The organism is Aurantimonas aggregata, assembly GCF_010500835.1.
GTDB classification, from domain to species: Bacteria; Pseudomonadota; Alphaproteobacteria; order Rhizobiales; family Rhizobiaceae; genus Aurantimonas; species Aurantimonas aggregata.
Genome location: NZ_JAAAMJ010000001.1, coordinates 185,504 through 198,900, shown reverse-complemented (window position 1 = coordinate 198,900; position 13,397 = coordinate 185,504). Strand labels below are relative to the sequence as shown.

At 66.8% G+C, this 13,397-nt stretch carries 14 protein-coding genes; 10 read left to right on the top strand and 4 right to left on the bottom strand.

Going from position 1 to position 13,397, the window contains the following annotated elements; translation table 11 throughout:
* Positions 1 to 93: 93 nt before the first annotated feature.
* From GTW51_RS00945 to GTW51_RS00930, 4 genes are all read right to left on the bottom strand, one after another.
* Entirely contained in the window at positions 94 to 1,998 is a 1,905-nt protein-coding gene (locus GTW51_RS00945) for a vWA domain-containing protein (protein WP_163042012.1), read from the bottom strand.
* 50 nt (positions 1,999 to 2,048) lie between these two features.
* Complete coding sequence (locus GTW51_RS00940; RefSeq protein WP_163042011.1) at positions 2,049 to 2,609, bottom strand: TadE/TadG family type IV pilus assembly protein; 561 nt, start codon at positions 2,607 to 2,609, stop codon at positions 2,049 to 2,051.
* A gap of 11 nt (positions 2,610 to 2,620) precedes the next feature.
* The gene (locus tag GTW51_RS00935; protein WP_163042010.1) at positions 2,621 to 3,136 is read right to left on the bottom strand and encodes a TadE/TadG family type IV pilus assembly protein; all 516 of its coding nucleotides are present in this window, start codon (positions 3,134 to 3,136) and stop codon (positions 2,621 to 2,623) included.
* 95 nt (positions 3,137 to 3,231) lie between these two features.
* Positions 3,232 to 3,390 carry a hypothetical protein gene (locus tag GTW51_RS00930; RefSeq protein WP_163042009.1) on the bottom strand — a complete coding sequence of 53 codons (159 nt, stop codon included), beginning with the start codon at positions 3,388 to 3,390 and terminating at the stop codon, positions 3,232 to 3,234.
* A 103-nt stretch (positions 3,391 to 3,493) separates the two neighbouring features.
* On the opposite strand from GTW51_RS00930, the gene ccoN reads away from it, so the two are divergent.
* The 10 genes from ccoN to GTW51_RS00880 all read left to right on the top strand — a co-directional run bounded on the left by ccoN (position 3,494) and on the right by GTW51_RS00880 (position 13,384).
* Positions 3,494 to 5,116: a cytochrome-c oxidase, cbb3-type subunit I gene (gene ccoN, locus GTW51_RS00925; protein ID WP_163042008.1), complete on the top strand. Its 1,623-nt coding sequence runs from the start codon at positions 3,494 to 3,496 to the stop codon at positions 5,114 to 5,116.
* Between the two features lie 12 nt (positions 5,117 to 5,128).
* Positions 5,129 to 5,875 carry a cytochrome-c oxidase, cbb3-type subunit II gene (ccoO, locus tag GTW51_RS00920; RefSeq protein ID WP_163042007.1) on the top strand — a complete coding sequence of 249 codons (747 nt, stop codon included), beginning with the start codon at positions 5,129 to 5,131 and terminating at the stop codon, positions 5,873 to 5,875.
* A gap of 10 nt (positions 5,876 to 5,885) precedes the next feature.
* Positions 5,886 to 6,035 (top strand): cbb3-type cytochrome oxidase subunit 3, encoded by a 150-nt coding sequence (locus tag GTW51_RS00915; RefSeq protein ID WP_163042006.1) that lies wholly within the window; start codon positions 5,886 to 5,888, stop codon positions 6,033 to 6,035.
* A 1-nt stretch (position 6,036) separates the two neighbouring features.
* Positions 6,037 to 6,924 carry a cytochrome-c oxidase, cbb3-type subunit III gene (gene ccoP, locus GTW51_RS00910; protein ID WP_163042005.1) on the top strand — a complete coding sequence of 296 codons (888 nt, stop codon included), beginning with the start codon at positions 6,037 to 6,039 and terminating at the stop codon, positions 6,922 to 6,924.
* Between the two features lie 165 nt (positions 6,925 to 7,089).
* A complete protein-coding gene (gene ccoG, locus GTW51_RS00905) occupies positions 7,090 to 8,649 on the top strand; it encodes a cytochrome c oxidase accessory protein CcoG (protein WP_163042633.1) in 1,560 nt (519 codons plus the stop codon).
* A gap of 1 nt (position 8,650) precedes the next feature.
* Positions 8,651 to 9,142, top strand: a complete 492-nt coding sequence (locus tag GTW51_RS00900; RefSeq protein ID WP_163042004.1) for a FixH family protein — start codon at positions 8,651 to 8,653, stop codon at positions 9,140 to 9,142.
* Positions 9,139 to 11,478: a copper-translocating P-type ATPase gene (locus tag GTW51_RS00895; protein WP_163042003.1), complete on the top strand. Its 2,340-nt coding sequence runs from the start codon at positions 9,139 to 9,141 to the stop codon at positions 11,476 to 11,478. The genes GTW51_RS00900 and GTW51_RS00895 overlap by 4 nt, the downstream gene beginning before the upstream one ends.
* Entirely contained in the window at positions 11,475 to 11,624 is a 150-nt protein-coding gene (ccoS, locus tag GTW51_RS00890) for a cbb3-type cytochrome oxidase assembly protein CcoS (RefSeq protein ID WP_163042002.1), read from the top strand. Before GTW51_RS00895 ends, ccoS begins: the two co-directional genes overlap by 4 nt.
* A gap of 160 nt (positions 11,625 to 11,784) precedes the next feature.
* Positions 11,785 to 12,189, top strand: a complete 405-nt coding sequence (locus GTW51_RS00885) for a host attachment family protein (RefSeq protein WP_203565829.1) — start codon at positions 11,785 to 11,787, stop codon at positions 12,187 to 12,189.
* A 244-nt stretch (positions 12,190 to 12,433) separates the two neighbouring features.
* Positions 12,434 to 13,384 (top strand): ABC transporter substrate-binding protein, encoded by a 951-nt coding sequence (locus GTW51_RS00880; RefSeq protein ID WP_163042001.1) that lies wholly within the window; start codon positions 12,434 to 12,436, stop codon positions 13,382 to 13,384.
* Positions 13,385 to 13,397: the final 13 nt, after the last annotated feature.

Sequence of the window (13,397 nt, the reverse complement as noted above, 5' to 3'; positions counted from 1 at the left end):
CGCTCGCGGCCGCTGAAGGAGCGGCCAGCCGCGCAGACGCTTACCCCCGCCGGCGTGCGGTCAGGCACAGCAATCATGGCGCCGCGGGCTCGGTCAGCGGGCAATGCGCAGGCTAGAGATCTCCTCGGTGATCGAGCCGAAGGCCGCCGCCAGCTGCTCCTTGCTCTGGGCGTCGTAATAGAGCTTCACCGTCGGGTCGGAGATGCCGTAGGACGCGCAGTTCTCGAGGAGCTTCTTCACCGAGCTGCCATCGCGGACGTCAAAGGCGATGGTGAAGATCAGGATGCCGTCGGTGCCGTCCGGGTAGCGGCCGTCGCTCTTGGCATTCTCGCAGATCTGCGCGGTGGTCTCGTTCATCGCCTCGACGTAGCGATTTTCGTTGGCGGCCTTCGTCGTCTTGGTCGTGGCGTCGAACATCCGGCCGGTTCGCGTCCCGCCGTCCTTCCAGATCTGGCCGTAGCCGAAGGCGCCGTATTCCGACCGGTTGGAATTGTTGCTCGAGGAGTAGGTGTTTTCGCCGTCGGTCATCACGACAATAACCTTCAAATTGTCCTTGGCATCCTTGGCGCGCCCCTCGGTGAAGGGCTCGCCGGGCGAGACGACATGCCAACCCCAGATAAGGCCCTGCGGAATGTTGGTGAGGTTGTGCGGCTGCATGGCGTTGAGCGCCGCATCAACGACGCTCTGCTGGGCGCTGAGTGGCGTGATCGGCGTGGTGTCGCAGCCGATATTGGTCTGTTCGGTTGATCGGTTACCGCTGGCAGAAAAGTATTTGTTGATGTCGCTTTGCGATTGAAAATATCGCTGCGTCGACTGGGTCGGATTGATGTTGCTGGAATCGGTTAGGTAGCTGTTTTTCGGGGAGGGGTTTTCTGGCTCGTCTGGCGCGAACATCGGCACGAACAGCGTCTTGCCATTGGCGGACAAGGTGGCGATCGTTCCCGGCGCAGGCGCGTCGTCAGAGGCGGCGAGTCCCGACGGTCGTGCCTCGATGCAGCCTTCCCAACCAGCGGGAAAGCGCTTTGCGGATGCGGCCGGGACGTCTACCTCCACCCATTTCTTGCTTGCGCACGGCCACCACAGAATGGGGACGCACACCTCGCGCCATTCTTTCCTCGTGCCGCCCATGACGGCGGCGTTTTCCCACAGCCACTGCCGCGTCAGCCACGTCCCGTCCGATATGAGTCGCCAACGATTGCCGACGGGCTCGGCGAGCTTTTCGCCGGTGCTGCTGTCAACCCAGTTTCCCCAGTCGAGATTCTCGTGGTGGATTGGCGAGTCGCCGTAGCGGTCCATCCAGGGGGCGTCGATATTGTCTTTGCCGACATTGACCGACCCGGAGAACGGCACGACGCCGATCATCACCGGCGGCTTGCCGGGCGCCGTCTCGTTGATCTTCATCAGCGAGGCGGTCAGGTCTTTCGCCGCATCCTTCAGCGTGTCGATCTTGCGCTTGCCGCCGACCGTCCAGGCCATCGACCCGGAATTGTCGAGCACCAGCGCCATCTCGATCGAGCGGTTCTGCACGACGATCTCGCTGGTGGCCGCGAGCGGGAACTGCCGCCAATCGACCTGTTCGTTGGTGACCAGCGCGAGGAGATCGCCGAACCAGGTCGGCTGCTGGCGGGTGGCGGTCACCTTGAGGACGGTCTCGCCGTCGACCACGGAGATGCCGTCATACTGGAACTGCGTGTAGCCGCGGGTGTCCTCGCCGGCGTTGTGGAAGAAGTAGGCGGTCGCGACGCGCGAGAGGTATGCCGCATCCTGCGACTGGCCGTATTCCTTGGCGGCGGCCAGCGCGGCGGTGTCGGCCGCCTGCTGCAGGTTGCGTTCGGCGCCATAGACGGAATTGAGGTCGACGGCCGCCGCCATGCAGCAGGCCAGCAGCGGCAGCGTCAGCCCGAAGATGACGGCAACATTGCCGCGGCGATCGTGCCAGGCGGCGCGCAGGTCGGGAAGCTTGGTCATGGCGCGGGTCGCGAGTTGTTCCAGGGACATGCGGTCTTTCCTTGCACGTCAGGCATCAAGAGCCGGTGAATGCATTCGCGCTAATTTTCCCAGACGATCTCTTTGCTGAGCCGCGGTCGGAACGTGTAGCTCTTCTTCACGGTGATATCGTCGAACCAGCCGCCGAAGCCGAAGAGCGCGTCGTAGTCGTAGGAGACGTCGGCGACGATGAGGTAGGTCTTGGCGTCGAAGACAAGTTCCTCCGGCACCGCATAGGGCTGGGCCGGCGTCAGGGCGTCGCCGATATTGGCCTTCGACCAGTGGACCACGCCCTTGCCGTCCGGCTCGACGGCGACCGTCGTGATCGTCATCTTCAGCTTCTCCGACGGAAACGGCGTCATCATCGCGGTCGAGATGTCGAAGATGTTGGTGATCGCGACGTCGTTCATCGTCTTCGTCCGGGCAACGAGATTGCCGATCGTCTCGGCGGTCGAGTCGACCTTCTGGACCATCTGGAACGCCTGGGTCGCCTCGAACCAGCCGAAATAGAGAAGCAGGGCGAAGGGCAGGACGAGGGCGAATTCCACCGCGCTGGCGCCATCGCGCTGCCGGGCGAACTCGTCCAGTCGGCGGGGCAGGCGGAAGCGGATCGGATTGCGCATCGTCATTTGCCTCAGCACGTCGTCCGGCTGCTGGCGAGATCGCCGAACGGCTCGTTCATGAAGGCCGACATGCCGAAGATGACGGCGTTTCCGTCGGTGTCGGTGGCGAGATTGCTGAGGAAGGCGGCCGACCAGGGCCACTCGTAGAACACCCGCAGCACGGTGATCGAGCTCGCACCGCCCGGGTCGAAGCAGAAATCGCTGTCGTCGATCCGCCGCAACTGCATCGGGGCGTCGACCGGGATCGCCTTGTAGGTCGGGAAGGTACGCAGGTCGATCTTCAGCTTGCTGCAGTCGAGGATGAAGTCGACTTCCGTGCAGATGCGCTGGCGAAAGACTTCCTCGCTGATGTCGGCCTTCTGCACCTGACCGGTCAGCACCTGCCGCGCCACGCCGTCCACCGCCGTGTTCAGGAGGACGCCGACGGCCGAGATCCCAGCTGATTCGATGATGGCGAAGATCATCGCGAAGAGCGGCAGGCCGACAAAGGCGAATTCGACCGCCGCGACGCCCGAACGGTCGCGCACGAAGGCCGACCGAAGTAATCGCCGGAGAGGGGAGCGTAATCGCAGCATCGGTCTGCCATTGGATGAAACACGGCAAGATCATGCACGCAGAGTCGTTACTTTTCCTTGAGGGAAAGCCGGCGAATTCGAGCGATCGGCACCGCCGATGATGCCCGGATCTTCGAGCGCTCCTGAGCGCGGCGCTGGCGGTGCGGCGTTCCCAGACTGGACCGGGCCGCGCGAACGAGCCGGCGCCCCGCCTTGATCAGGATCAAGGCGAGCCCGCCCCCCGACTGCCACAGGATCGATGAAACACACCGCGCCGCGACGGGGGGCGACACTGTCGCGCCGGCGGAATCCTGGAGAGGACACCGATCAATGCGGAATCAAGTCGAGGCGATCCTTATCGGCGTCGCTGCCTTTGTGGCCATGCTCGGGGCGGCCTTCGCCCGGGATGCCGAATTCGCCGCCCATGCCTGGGTCCTGTTCTTCGTTCTCGCCGGGGCGACGGTCGTGCTGCTGCGGCGCATCGAATTCGCCCCCGCCGGCCCTGTACCGCCGCGCTCGCCGGACACCGGCTACATGGACGAGGTGGTCCGGTACGGGGTCATCGCGACGTTGGCCTGGGGTATCGTCGGCTTCCTCGTCGGCGTGGTGGTGGCCTCGCAGCTGGCCTGGCCGATCCTCAATATCGAGCCGTGGTTCAATTTCGGCCGGATGCGGCCGCTGCACACGTCGGCGGTGATCTTCGCCTTCGGTGGCAACGCCCTCATCGCCACCTCCTTCTACGTCGTTCAGCGCACCACGCGGGCGCGGCTCTGGGGCGGCAACCTGGCCTGGTTCGTGTTCTGGGGCTACCAGCTGTTCATCGTGCTTGCGGCCACCGGCTACCTCCTCGGCATCACCCAGAGCCGCGAATACGCCGAGCCGGAATGGTACGTCGATCTGTGGCTGACGGCCGTCTGGGTCGCGTATCTGGCGGTGTTCATGGGCACGCTGATCCGCCGCAAGGAACCGCATATCTACGTCGCCAACTGGTTCTACCTGGCCTTCATCGTCACCATCGCGATGCTGCACGTCGTCAACAACCTGGCGCTGCCGGTGTCGCTGCTCGGCGCCAAGAGCTATTCGGCCTTTTCCGGCGTCCAGGACGCGCTGACCCAGTGGTGGTACGGCCATAACGCCGTCGGCTTCTTCCTGACCGCCGGCTTCCTCGGGATGATGTACTATTTCATCCCCAAGCAGGCAGACCGTCCGGTCTACTCGTACCGGCTGTCGATCATCCACTTCTGGTCGCTGATCTTCCTCTATATCTGGGCCGGTCCGCATCACCTCCACTACACCGCGCTGCCGGACTGGGCGCAGACCCTCGGCATGGTGTTCTCGGTGATGCTCTGGATGCCGTCCTGGGGCGGCATGATCAACGGCCTGATGACGTTGCAGGGCGCCTGGGACAAGCTGCGGACCGACCCGATCCTGCGGATGATGGTGATCTCCGTCGCCTTCTACGGCATGTCGACCTTCGAGGGGCCGATGATGTCCATCAAGGCGGTCAACTCGCTCAGCCACTACACCGACTGGACCATCGGCCACGTGCATTCCGGCGCGCTCGGCTGGAACGGCCTGATCACCTTCGGGGCGATCTACTACCTGGTGCCGAAGCTCTGGAACCGTCAGCGGCTCTACAGCGTGCGCCTGGTCAACTGGCACTTCTGGCTCGCGACGCTCGGCATCGTCGTCTACGCCGCGGTGATGTGGGTCGCCGGCATCATGCAGGGCCTGATGTGGCGCGAGTACGATGCCGAGGGATACCTCGTCTATTCCTTCGCCGAGACGATCGCCGCCATGCATCCCTACTACATGCTGCGGGCCTTCGGCGGGCTGCTCTACCTCGCCGGAGCGCTGATCATGGCCTTCAACATCTACCGCACCATCCGGGGCGACGTCCGCGAGGAGGCCCCGATGGGCCGCCGCGCCGCGGTCGCCGTGCCCGCAGAGTAAGGATCAGCAGCCATGGCTCCCACACAGAAGAAGTCCCTGCTCAAGCACCACGGCAAGATCGAACGCAACGCCACGCTGCTGCTCGTCGGATCGCTGCTCGTCGTCTCGGTGGGCGGCATCGTGGAGATCGCACCGCTGTTCTATCTCGAGAACACGATCGAGAAGGTGGAGGGGATGCGGCCCTACTCGCCGCTCGAGCTGGCCGGTCGCAACATCTACATCCGGGAAGGCTGCTATCTCTGCCACAGCCAGATGATCCGGCCGTTCCGCGACGAGGTCGAGCGCTACGGCCACTACAGCCTCGCCGCGGAGTCGATGTACGACCATCCGTTCCAGTGGGGCTCCAAGCGGACCGGGCCGGACCTCGCCCGCGTCGGCGGCCGCTACTCCGACGAATGGCACGTCCAGCACCTGACCGACCCCCGCTCGGTGGTGCCGGAATCGATCATGCCGACCTATGCCTTCCTCTCCCGCGACCTCGACATGGCGGATCCTGCGGGTCACCTCGTCGCCAATCGCGGCGTCGGCGTTCCCTATACCGACGCGATGATCGAGAGCGCCCGGGCCGATCTGAAGGCCCAGGCCGATCCCGACGCCGACACGGCCGGTCTGCTCGAACGCTACCCCAAGGCGGTGGTCAGCAATTTCGACGGCAATGCGCAGCATCTCAGCGAGATGGATGCGCTGGTCGCCTACCTGCAGATGCTCGGAACCCTCGTCGACTTCTCGGTCTACGAGCCCGAACAGAACGACCGCTAGGAGCGCCGGCATGGATTACCAGACGATGCGGAGTTTTGCCGACAGCTGGGCGCTGCTGGGCATGACGCTGTTCTTCATCGGCGTCGTTCTCTGGGTGCTGCGACCCGGCGGGCGCAAGAGCGCCGACGACGCCGCGAATATTCCGTTCAAGGAGGATTGAGATGGCCGACGAGAAAGAAATCGACGCCGCCACCGGCGTCGAGACCACCGGCCACGAATGGGACGGCATTCGCGAACTCGACAACCCCATGCCGCGCTGGTGGCTGTGGACGTTCTACGCGACGATCGCCTTCGCCGCCGTCTACACCGTGCTCTATCCTGCCTGGCCGCTGGTCAACGGTGCGACGACGGGCCTGCTCGGCTGGTCGAGCCGCGCCGATCTGCGGACCGAGATTTCCGCCGTGGACATGCTGAACGTCGACCGCGAGACGGCGATCCAGACCACCGAGGTCTCCAAGATCGCCGCCAGCCCGGAACTGCGCCAGTATGCCGTCGCCGCCGGTCGCGCCGCCTTCAAGGTCAATTGCGTCCAGTGCCACGGCTCGGGTGCCCAGGGCGGGCCGGGCTATCCGAACCTCAACGACGACGCCTGGATCTGGGGCGGCACGGTGGACGACATCTATCTGTCGATCCAGCACGGCATCCGCTACGGCGCCGACGACGAGACGCGCTATTCGGAGATGCCGGCCTTCGGCCGTGACGGCATCCTCGATCGCACCCAGATCGCCGACGTCGCCTGGTATGTCCGCCAGCTTTCGGGCCAGGAGGCGGATGCCGCCGGGGCCGAACGCGGCGCGACGCTCTACGCCGAGAACTGCGCCGCGTGCCATGGCGAGGCCGGCGAGGGGATGCGCGAAATGGGGGCCCCGCGGCTCAACGACGCGATCTGGCTCTACGGGGGCAGTCAGGCGGAAATCGCCGCCCAGGTCGTCGCGCCGCGACACGGCGTCATGCCGGGCTGGGAAGACCGGCTGGGCGAGGGGACGGTGAAGGAGCTCGCCGTCTACGTCCACAGCCTCGGCGGCGGCGAGCAGGCCGCCACGCAGTAGGCATCCAGGCCAGCGGCGCTCTCGGCATTCGTGCCAGGTGTCGCTGGTCTGTCTCCGCCATCTGCGGAGGCGGCTTGACGCAGATCAAGGTGGCCTCGCGGCCGCCCCTCTATGCGGGACGGTACCGGCACTATCGTCGCCGGAGACGAGGGTCTCGACAATCCCATGCTGCACCAGCCCGACATCGACAGGATCGACGTCCAAGCCGTCAATACCGCGGCCCGGCAACAGAGCCAGCCGCTCTATGCACCCCGCCAGAAGATCCATCCGAAGCGGGCCGAGGGACGGTTTCGCCGGCTGAAATGGATCATCATGGCCGTGACGCTGGCGGTCTACTACGTCACGCCATGGCTGCGCTGGGACCGGGGCGCCTACGCTCCCGACCAGGCGGTGCTGATCGACATCGCCAACCGCCGCTTCTACTTCCTGTTCATCGAGATATGGCCGCAGGAGTTCTTCTTCGTGGCCGGGCTCCTGGTGATGGCCGGGGTCGGGCTTTTCCTGGTCACCTCGGTCGCCGGAAGGGCGTGGTGCGGCTATACCTGCCCGCAGACCGTCTGGACCGACCTCTTCCTCGTCGTCGAGCGGTTCTTCGAGGGCGACCGCAACGCCCGGATCCGCCTCGACAAGGCGCCGCTGAGCTTCGACAAGGTCCGCAAGCGCGTCCTCAAGCACGCGACGTGGCTGGTGATCGCGGTGGCGACCGGCGGCGCCTGGATCTTCTATTTCGCCGACGCCCCGACGCTGCTGCGGGACTTCCTCACCGGCTCGGCGCCCTTCGTCGCCTATGCGACCGTCGGCATCCTCACCGCCACCACCTACGTGCTGGGCGCGCTGATGCGCGAGCAGGTCTGCATCTACATGTGCCCCTGGCCCCGCATCCAGGCGGCAATGCTCGACGAGGACTCGCTGGTCGTCACCTACAACGACTGGCGCGGCGAGCCGCGCACCCACGGCGCCAAGAAGGCCGCCGCCGCCGGCATCCCGGCCGGCGACTGCGTCGACTGCAACGCCTGCGTCGCGGTCTGCCCGACCGGAATCGACATCCGCGAGGGGCAGCAGCTCGCCTGCATCACCTGCGCGCTGTGCATCGACGCCTGCGACGGCGTCATGGACAAGCTCGGCCGCGAGCGCGGCCTGATCTCCTACGCGACGCTGCGCGACTACGACGCCAACATGGCGATCGCCACCGACCCCGCGACCGGCGCGATCGATCCCGCCCGCGTGCGGGGCCCGGACGGCCGCTTCACCGCCAGCCTCAAGCATTTCGACTGGCGGGTACTGCTGCGCACGCGGACGCTGGTCTACACCGCGCTCTGGACGGCGATCGGCGTCGTCCTGATCACGGCGCTCCTGTCGCGGGACCGGCTGCAGGTCACCGTCCAGCACGACCGCAACCCGGTCGCTGTGACGCTCAGCGACGGCTCGATCCGCAACGGCTACACCGTCAAGCTGCTCAACATGATCGCCGAGCCGCGCACCATCACGCTGCGACTCGAGGGCCTGCCCGGCGCGGCGATGCAGATACCCGACATCGCCGACACGGCCGGAACCGCGTTCGACGTCCCCGTCGAGCCCGACCGGCTGCGCACGCTGCGGGTCTTCGTGGCGCAGAAGCCGGACGCGGTGCAGCCCGGCGCCACCGATTTCCGCTTCGTCGTCGAGGACGCGTCCGCGTCGGAAACCGACAGCTACACCGCCATTTTCGAAAACCCGGAGCGTTGAGATGATCGACCGTCTGCTCGGCACCAACCATTTCACCGGCAAGCACATGGCGGCCGTCCTGGCGCTGTTCTTCGGCACGATCATCGCCGTCAACTTCACCATGGCGTTTCTCGCGACCTCCACCTGGAGCGGCCTCGTCGTCGGCAACTCCTACGTCGAGAGCCAGCGCTTCAACACCGTGACCGAAACCCGCGAGCGTCAGGCGGCGCGCGGCTGGTCGATCGACACGCGCTACGCCGACGGGCGTTTCGTCGTGGCGCTCACCGACCGCGAGGGTCGACCTATCCACGACAGCACCGTCACGGCCACGATCGGCCGGCCGGCCTCGGCGCAACTGGACAGGACCGTGACCCTGCAGCCGCTGCGCGAAGGCGGCTACGGCGGCGAGACCGAGCTCGCTTCGGGGCTCTGGGAGGCCGACGTCATCGTCGAGACCCCAAGCGCCGAGAGCTGGGAGAAGCGGGTCCGCTTCCATGTGGAGGCAGGCCAGTGAGCTGTTGCGGCGGCGGGCTGGCGGCCGGGCTCGCCGGCGAGACCAGCGATCCGGCGCGTCTCCTGAAGGCCGAGGAACTGGCGCATGCCGGCCGGCAGCAGGATGACGGCACGGTCCAGTACGTCTTCGCCGTCCCGGACATTTCGTGTGGGCGATGCATCTCGACCATCGAGACGGCACTTGCCGGGCTCGACGGCGTCGTCGCCGCGCGGGTCAACCTGACGATGCGGCGGGTGACCGTGGTTCTCGACACACCGGACCGCCCGGCGCTGATCGTGCCGGACACGCTGGAAGGCGTCGGCTACCGTGCGACGTCGATCGACCTCGGCGACCTCGACGCGCTGGGCCAGCAACGGGAGTCGGCGCAGCTTCTGAAGGCGCTGGCGGTCGCGGGATTCGCCGCCGCCAACATCATGCTCCTGTCGGTCTCCGTCTGGTCGGGCGCCGATGCGGCAACGCGCGACCTGTTCCATCTCGTCTCGGCGCTGATCGCCGTGCCGACCATCGCCTATTCCGGCCAGGTGTTCTTCCGCTCGGCCTTTGCGGCGCTGCGCGCCGGGCGGATGAATATGGACGTGCCGATCTCGCTCGGCGTCCTGCTCGCGCTCGCCATGAGCCTCGCCGAGAGCCTGACCGGTGGCGAGGAGGCGTACTTCGACGCGGCGGTGACGCTGCTGTTCTTCCTGTTGATCGGCCGGTTCCTCGACCAGCGCATGCGCGAACGGGCACGCAGCGCCGTCACCGGCCTCGCACGGCTGGCGGCCAAGGGTGCGACCGCCGTCGAAGGCGACGCGCTGCGCTACGTGCCGCTGGACGAGGTCCGCCCCGGGATGGTCCTGCGGGTGGCGGCCGGCGAACGGGTGCCGGTGGACGCCGAAATCCTGCGCGGATCCAGCGCGCTCGACCGCTCGCTCGTCACCGGCGAGAGCGAGCCTTCCGCGGCGATCGTCGGCGACCGGATCGAGGCCGGGACGCTGAACCTCACCGGCCCGCTCGACATGCGGGCGCTAAAGGCTGCGAAGGATTCCTTCCTTGCCGAGATCGTGCGGATGATGGAGGCAGCGGAGGTCGGGCGCGGACATTACGTCCGCATCGCCGACCGGATGGCCCGTATCTATGCGCCGGCGGTGCACGTCCTCGCCGCCGCCAGCTTCCTCGGCTGGCTCGTCGCCACCGGCGGCGACTGGTACCACGCGCTCTACATCGCCATTGCCGTACTGATCATCACCTGTCCCTGCGCGCTGGGTCTGGCGGTGCCGGTCGTCCACGTGATCGGCGCGTCGCGGCTGTTCGAGGCCGGCATCCTGATGAAGGACGGCTCGGCGCTGGAGCGGCTCGCCGAGATCGACCGCGTGGTTCTCGACAAGACCGGCACGCTCACCACCGGCACGCCGCTTGTCGTGCGGTCGGACATCGGCGAGGGGGCATCGACGGCCTGGGCGAGGGCGCTGGCCAGCCAGTCCACCCATCCGGCCTCGCGGGCCGTGCGGGCGTTTCTCGGGGCGGGCCCGACCCTGCCGCTGGTCGATATCAGGGAAGTCGCCGGAAGCGGCATCGAGGGACGCAGCGACGACGGACGCCGCGTGCGGCTCGGCCGTGCCGACTGGGCGGCGGAAATCGCGTCGCCCGGCGGAGCGCTGCCAGGCGACGGGCCGGCTTTCGCCGTCGAGGGCGGACCCTCTGCCGGGTTCGTGCTCGCCGAAACGCTGCGCGCCGACACGGCGGCGGCCATCGCGGGGCTGACCAAGGCGCGGCTCGACGTCGAACTCCTTTCCGGCGACGCCGCCGGGCCGGTCGAACGGCTGGCGCAGGGGCTCAGGATCGAACGGTTTGCTTCCGCGCAGACCCCGGCGATGAAGATCGACCGGATCCGCGCGCTGCAGGCCGAGGGCCATCGCGTGCTGATGGTGGGCGATGGGCTCAACGACGCGCCGAGTCTTGCCGCCGGGGACGTCTCGATGGCGCCGGCCTCGGCCTGCGATGCCGGCCGGCAGGCTGCGGATTTCGTGTTCACCCGCGACAGCCTGCTGGCGGTGCCCTACGCGCATCGCATCGCCCAGCGTGCAAAGGCTCTGGTCCGGCAGAATTTCGGGCTGGCGATCCTCTACAACTGCTTCGCCGTGCCGCTGGCGGTGGCGGGCTATGTCACGCCGCTGGTGGCGGCAATCTCCATGTCTTCCTCCTCGATCATCGTCATCGGCAACAGTCTCCGGCTCACGCGGGGCGGCAGCGAGCGGCGACTGGCACGTCGGCCGGTTGCGCAGGTGCCTGCGCCGTCTGCCAGCGGCGAACCCGTGCCGGTGGCGGCAACCGCCTTGCAGGAGCAGGCCGCATGAACCTCCTGATCGTGCTCATTCCGGTGGCGCTGGGGCTCGGGGCCCTCGGCCTCGCGGCGTTCCTCTGGAGCCTCAACAGCGGCCAGTTCGACGATCTCGACGGTTCGGCGGAGCGGATGCTGGAGGACGACCGGCCGCTGCCCTGAGGCCCTCGCTTGCCGGGCTCCGGCTTTCCGAGAGCTCCGAGCAGCACCTTGCCACCAACAGCGGAGGGAACGCACCCCGCCGCGAAACGTCTCGCAGTGACGACATTCGTCGAAACCCGATCGGCCACATCGTGCCGACCGGACAATCAGGAGTTTACCGATGATCCTTGCCAACGGAACGATCGTGGCCGTCGTGGACGGAAAGAACCTCAAGCTCTTCCACAACAAGGGGACCGAGACCCAGCTCGACCTCGCGCCGATGGCAGACCCGACGATCGACGCCAGCAACGCCGGGTCGGGCGGGCGGCACCAGAGCTCGTCGGCCAATCCGGATTCGCATCGCGGCGACGAAGACGCCTTCGCCGCGGCAAGTGCCGAGCATCTCAACCAGATGGCGCTCAAGAACAAGCTCGAGCATGTCTTCATCATCGCCGATCCGCGCACGCTCGGCGAGATGCGCAAGCATTATCACGCGAACCTCAAGGGCAAGATCGTCGGCGATCTCGCCAAGGACCTGACCGGCCATTCGGTCGACGACATTGCCGCGGCGGTCCAGAAGGCCTGATCAGGGCGTCAGCGACGATCCGCCCGGCGCGGGCTCGAAAGAGCTCACGCCGGGCGCTGACGATCTCCACCGAGCCGGTGTCGTTTACCCGTGATCGCGCCTTTGCCGCGTCGGTGGGCACATTGCACAGCATTCGCTCCGCGCCTGCCGATTCAATCCGCAGGCCGGCGCCGCCACCCCGCTTGACCGCCTCATGGCCTTCCGTCAGTCTGTATTTGTGTAGACAAATGGAGGGGCGACGAAAATGGATTTGCTTTCTAAGACAGGCTGCGCGGTCGGTTTGGTGCTTGCCGGGCTTTCCGGCGCCCAGGCGCAGACGACGAGCATCAATCTCGGCCTCTCCGGCTGGACCGGCTTCGCGCCGCTGACCCTCGCCAAGGAGGCCGGGATCTTCGAGAAGAACGGTCTCGACGTCACGCTCTCCAAGATCCCGCAGGCGAGCCGCCACCTCGCCATCGCCTCGGGCGACATCCAGTGCGCGGCGACGACGGTCGAGACCTGGGTCGCCTGGAACGCCAACGGCGTCGCGGCAACGCAGATCTTCCAGATGGACAAGAGCTACGGCGCCGACGGCATCGCGGTGCGCGGCGATGTCGAGACCTTCGCGGATCTCAAGGGCAAGACGATCGCGGCCTCGACGCCCGGCACCTCGCCGTATTTCTTGCTGGCCTGGATGCTCAACGAGAACGGCATGTCGCTCGACGACGTCTCGGTGGTCAACATGGAGCCCGGACCGGCGGCGCAGGCTTTCGTCGCCGGGCAGAACGATGCGGCGATGAGCTACGAGCCGTATCTGTCGACGGTGCGCGACGCGCCCGATTCCGGCAAGATCCTCGCCACCACGCTGGACTACCCGGCGGTGATGGACACGGTCGGCTGCACGCCGGCCTTCCTGGAGGAAAACCCCGAGGCCGCCAAGGCGCTCGCGGAGAGCTATTTCGAGGCGCTGGAGATGATCGAAAGCGATCAGGCCCGGGCCTACGAGATCATGGGCGCCGACGTGAACCAGACAGGCGAGCAGTTCGCCGCCTCCGCCTCGCATCTGCGCTGGCAGGACCGCGAGGCCAACAAGACGTTCTTCGCCGGCGAATGGCGCGAGTTCTCGGATGCTGCCGCCGACCTCCTGCTCGACATCGGCGTGATCCGCGAGAAGCCGGAAATCGACGGTCTGGCCGACCCGAGCTTCATACAGTAAGGCATCCGCCTGT

Excerpts from the sequence above, each read along its gene's own strand:
- GTW51_RS00945 (WP_163042012.1), bottom strand. The coding sequence starts at position 1,998 with ATGTCCCTGGAACAACTCGCGACCCGCGCCATGACCAAGCTTCCCGAC.
- GTW51_RS00940 (WP_163042011.1), bottom strand. The coding sequence starts at position 2,609 with ATGCGCAATCCGATCCGCTTCCGCCTGCCCCGCCGACTGGACGAGTTC.
- ccoN (WP_163042008.1), top strand. The coding sequence starts at position 3,494 with ATGCGGAATCAAGTCGAGGCGATCCTTATCGGCGTCGCTGCCTTTGTG.
- ccoO (WP_163042007.1), top strand. The coding sequence starts at position 5,129 with ATGGCTCCCACACAGAAGAAGTCCCTGCTCAAGCACCACGGCAAGATC.
- GTW51_RS00915 (WP_163042006.1), top strand. The coding sequence starts at position 5,886 with ATGGATTACCAGACGATGCGGAGTTTTGCCGACAGCTGGGCGCTGCTG.
- ccoP (WP_163042005.1), top strand. The coding sequence starts at position 6,037 with ATGGCCGACGAGAAAGAAATCGACGCCGCCACCGGCGTCGAGACCACC.
- ccoG (WP_163042633.1), top strand. The coding sequence starts at position 7,090 with ATGCTGCACCAGCCCGACATCGACAGGATCGACGTCCAAGCCGTCAAT.
- GTW51_RS00900 (WP_163042004.1), top strand. The coding sequence starts at position 8,651 with ATGATCGACCGTCTGCTCGGCACCAACCATTTCACCGGCAAGCACATG.
- ccoS (WP_163042002.1), top strand. The coding sequence starts at position 11,475 with ATGAACCTCCTGATCGTGCTCATTCCGGTGGCGCTGGGGCTCGGGGCC.
- GTW51_RS00885 (WP_203565829.1), top strand. The coding sequence starts at position 11,785 with ATGATCCTTGCCAACGGAACGATCGTGGCCGTCGTGGACGGAAAGAAC.
- GTW51_RS00880 (WP_163042001.1), top strand. The coding sequence starts at position 12,434 with ATGGATTTGCTTTCTAAGACAGGCTGCGCGGTCGGTTTGGTGCTTGCC.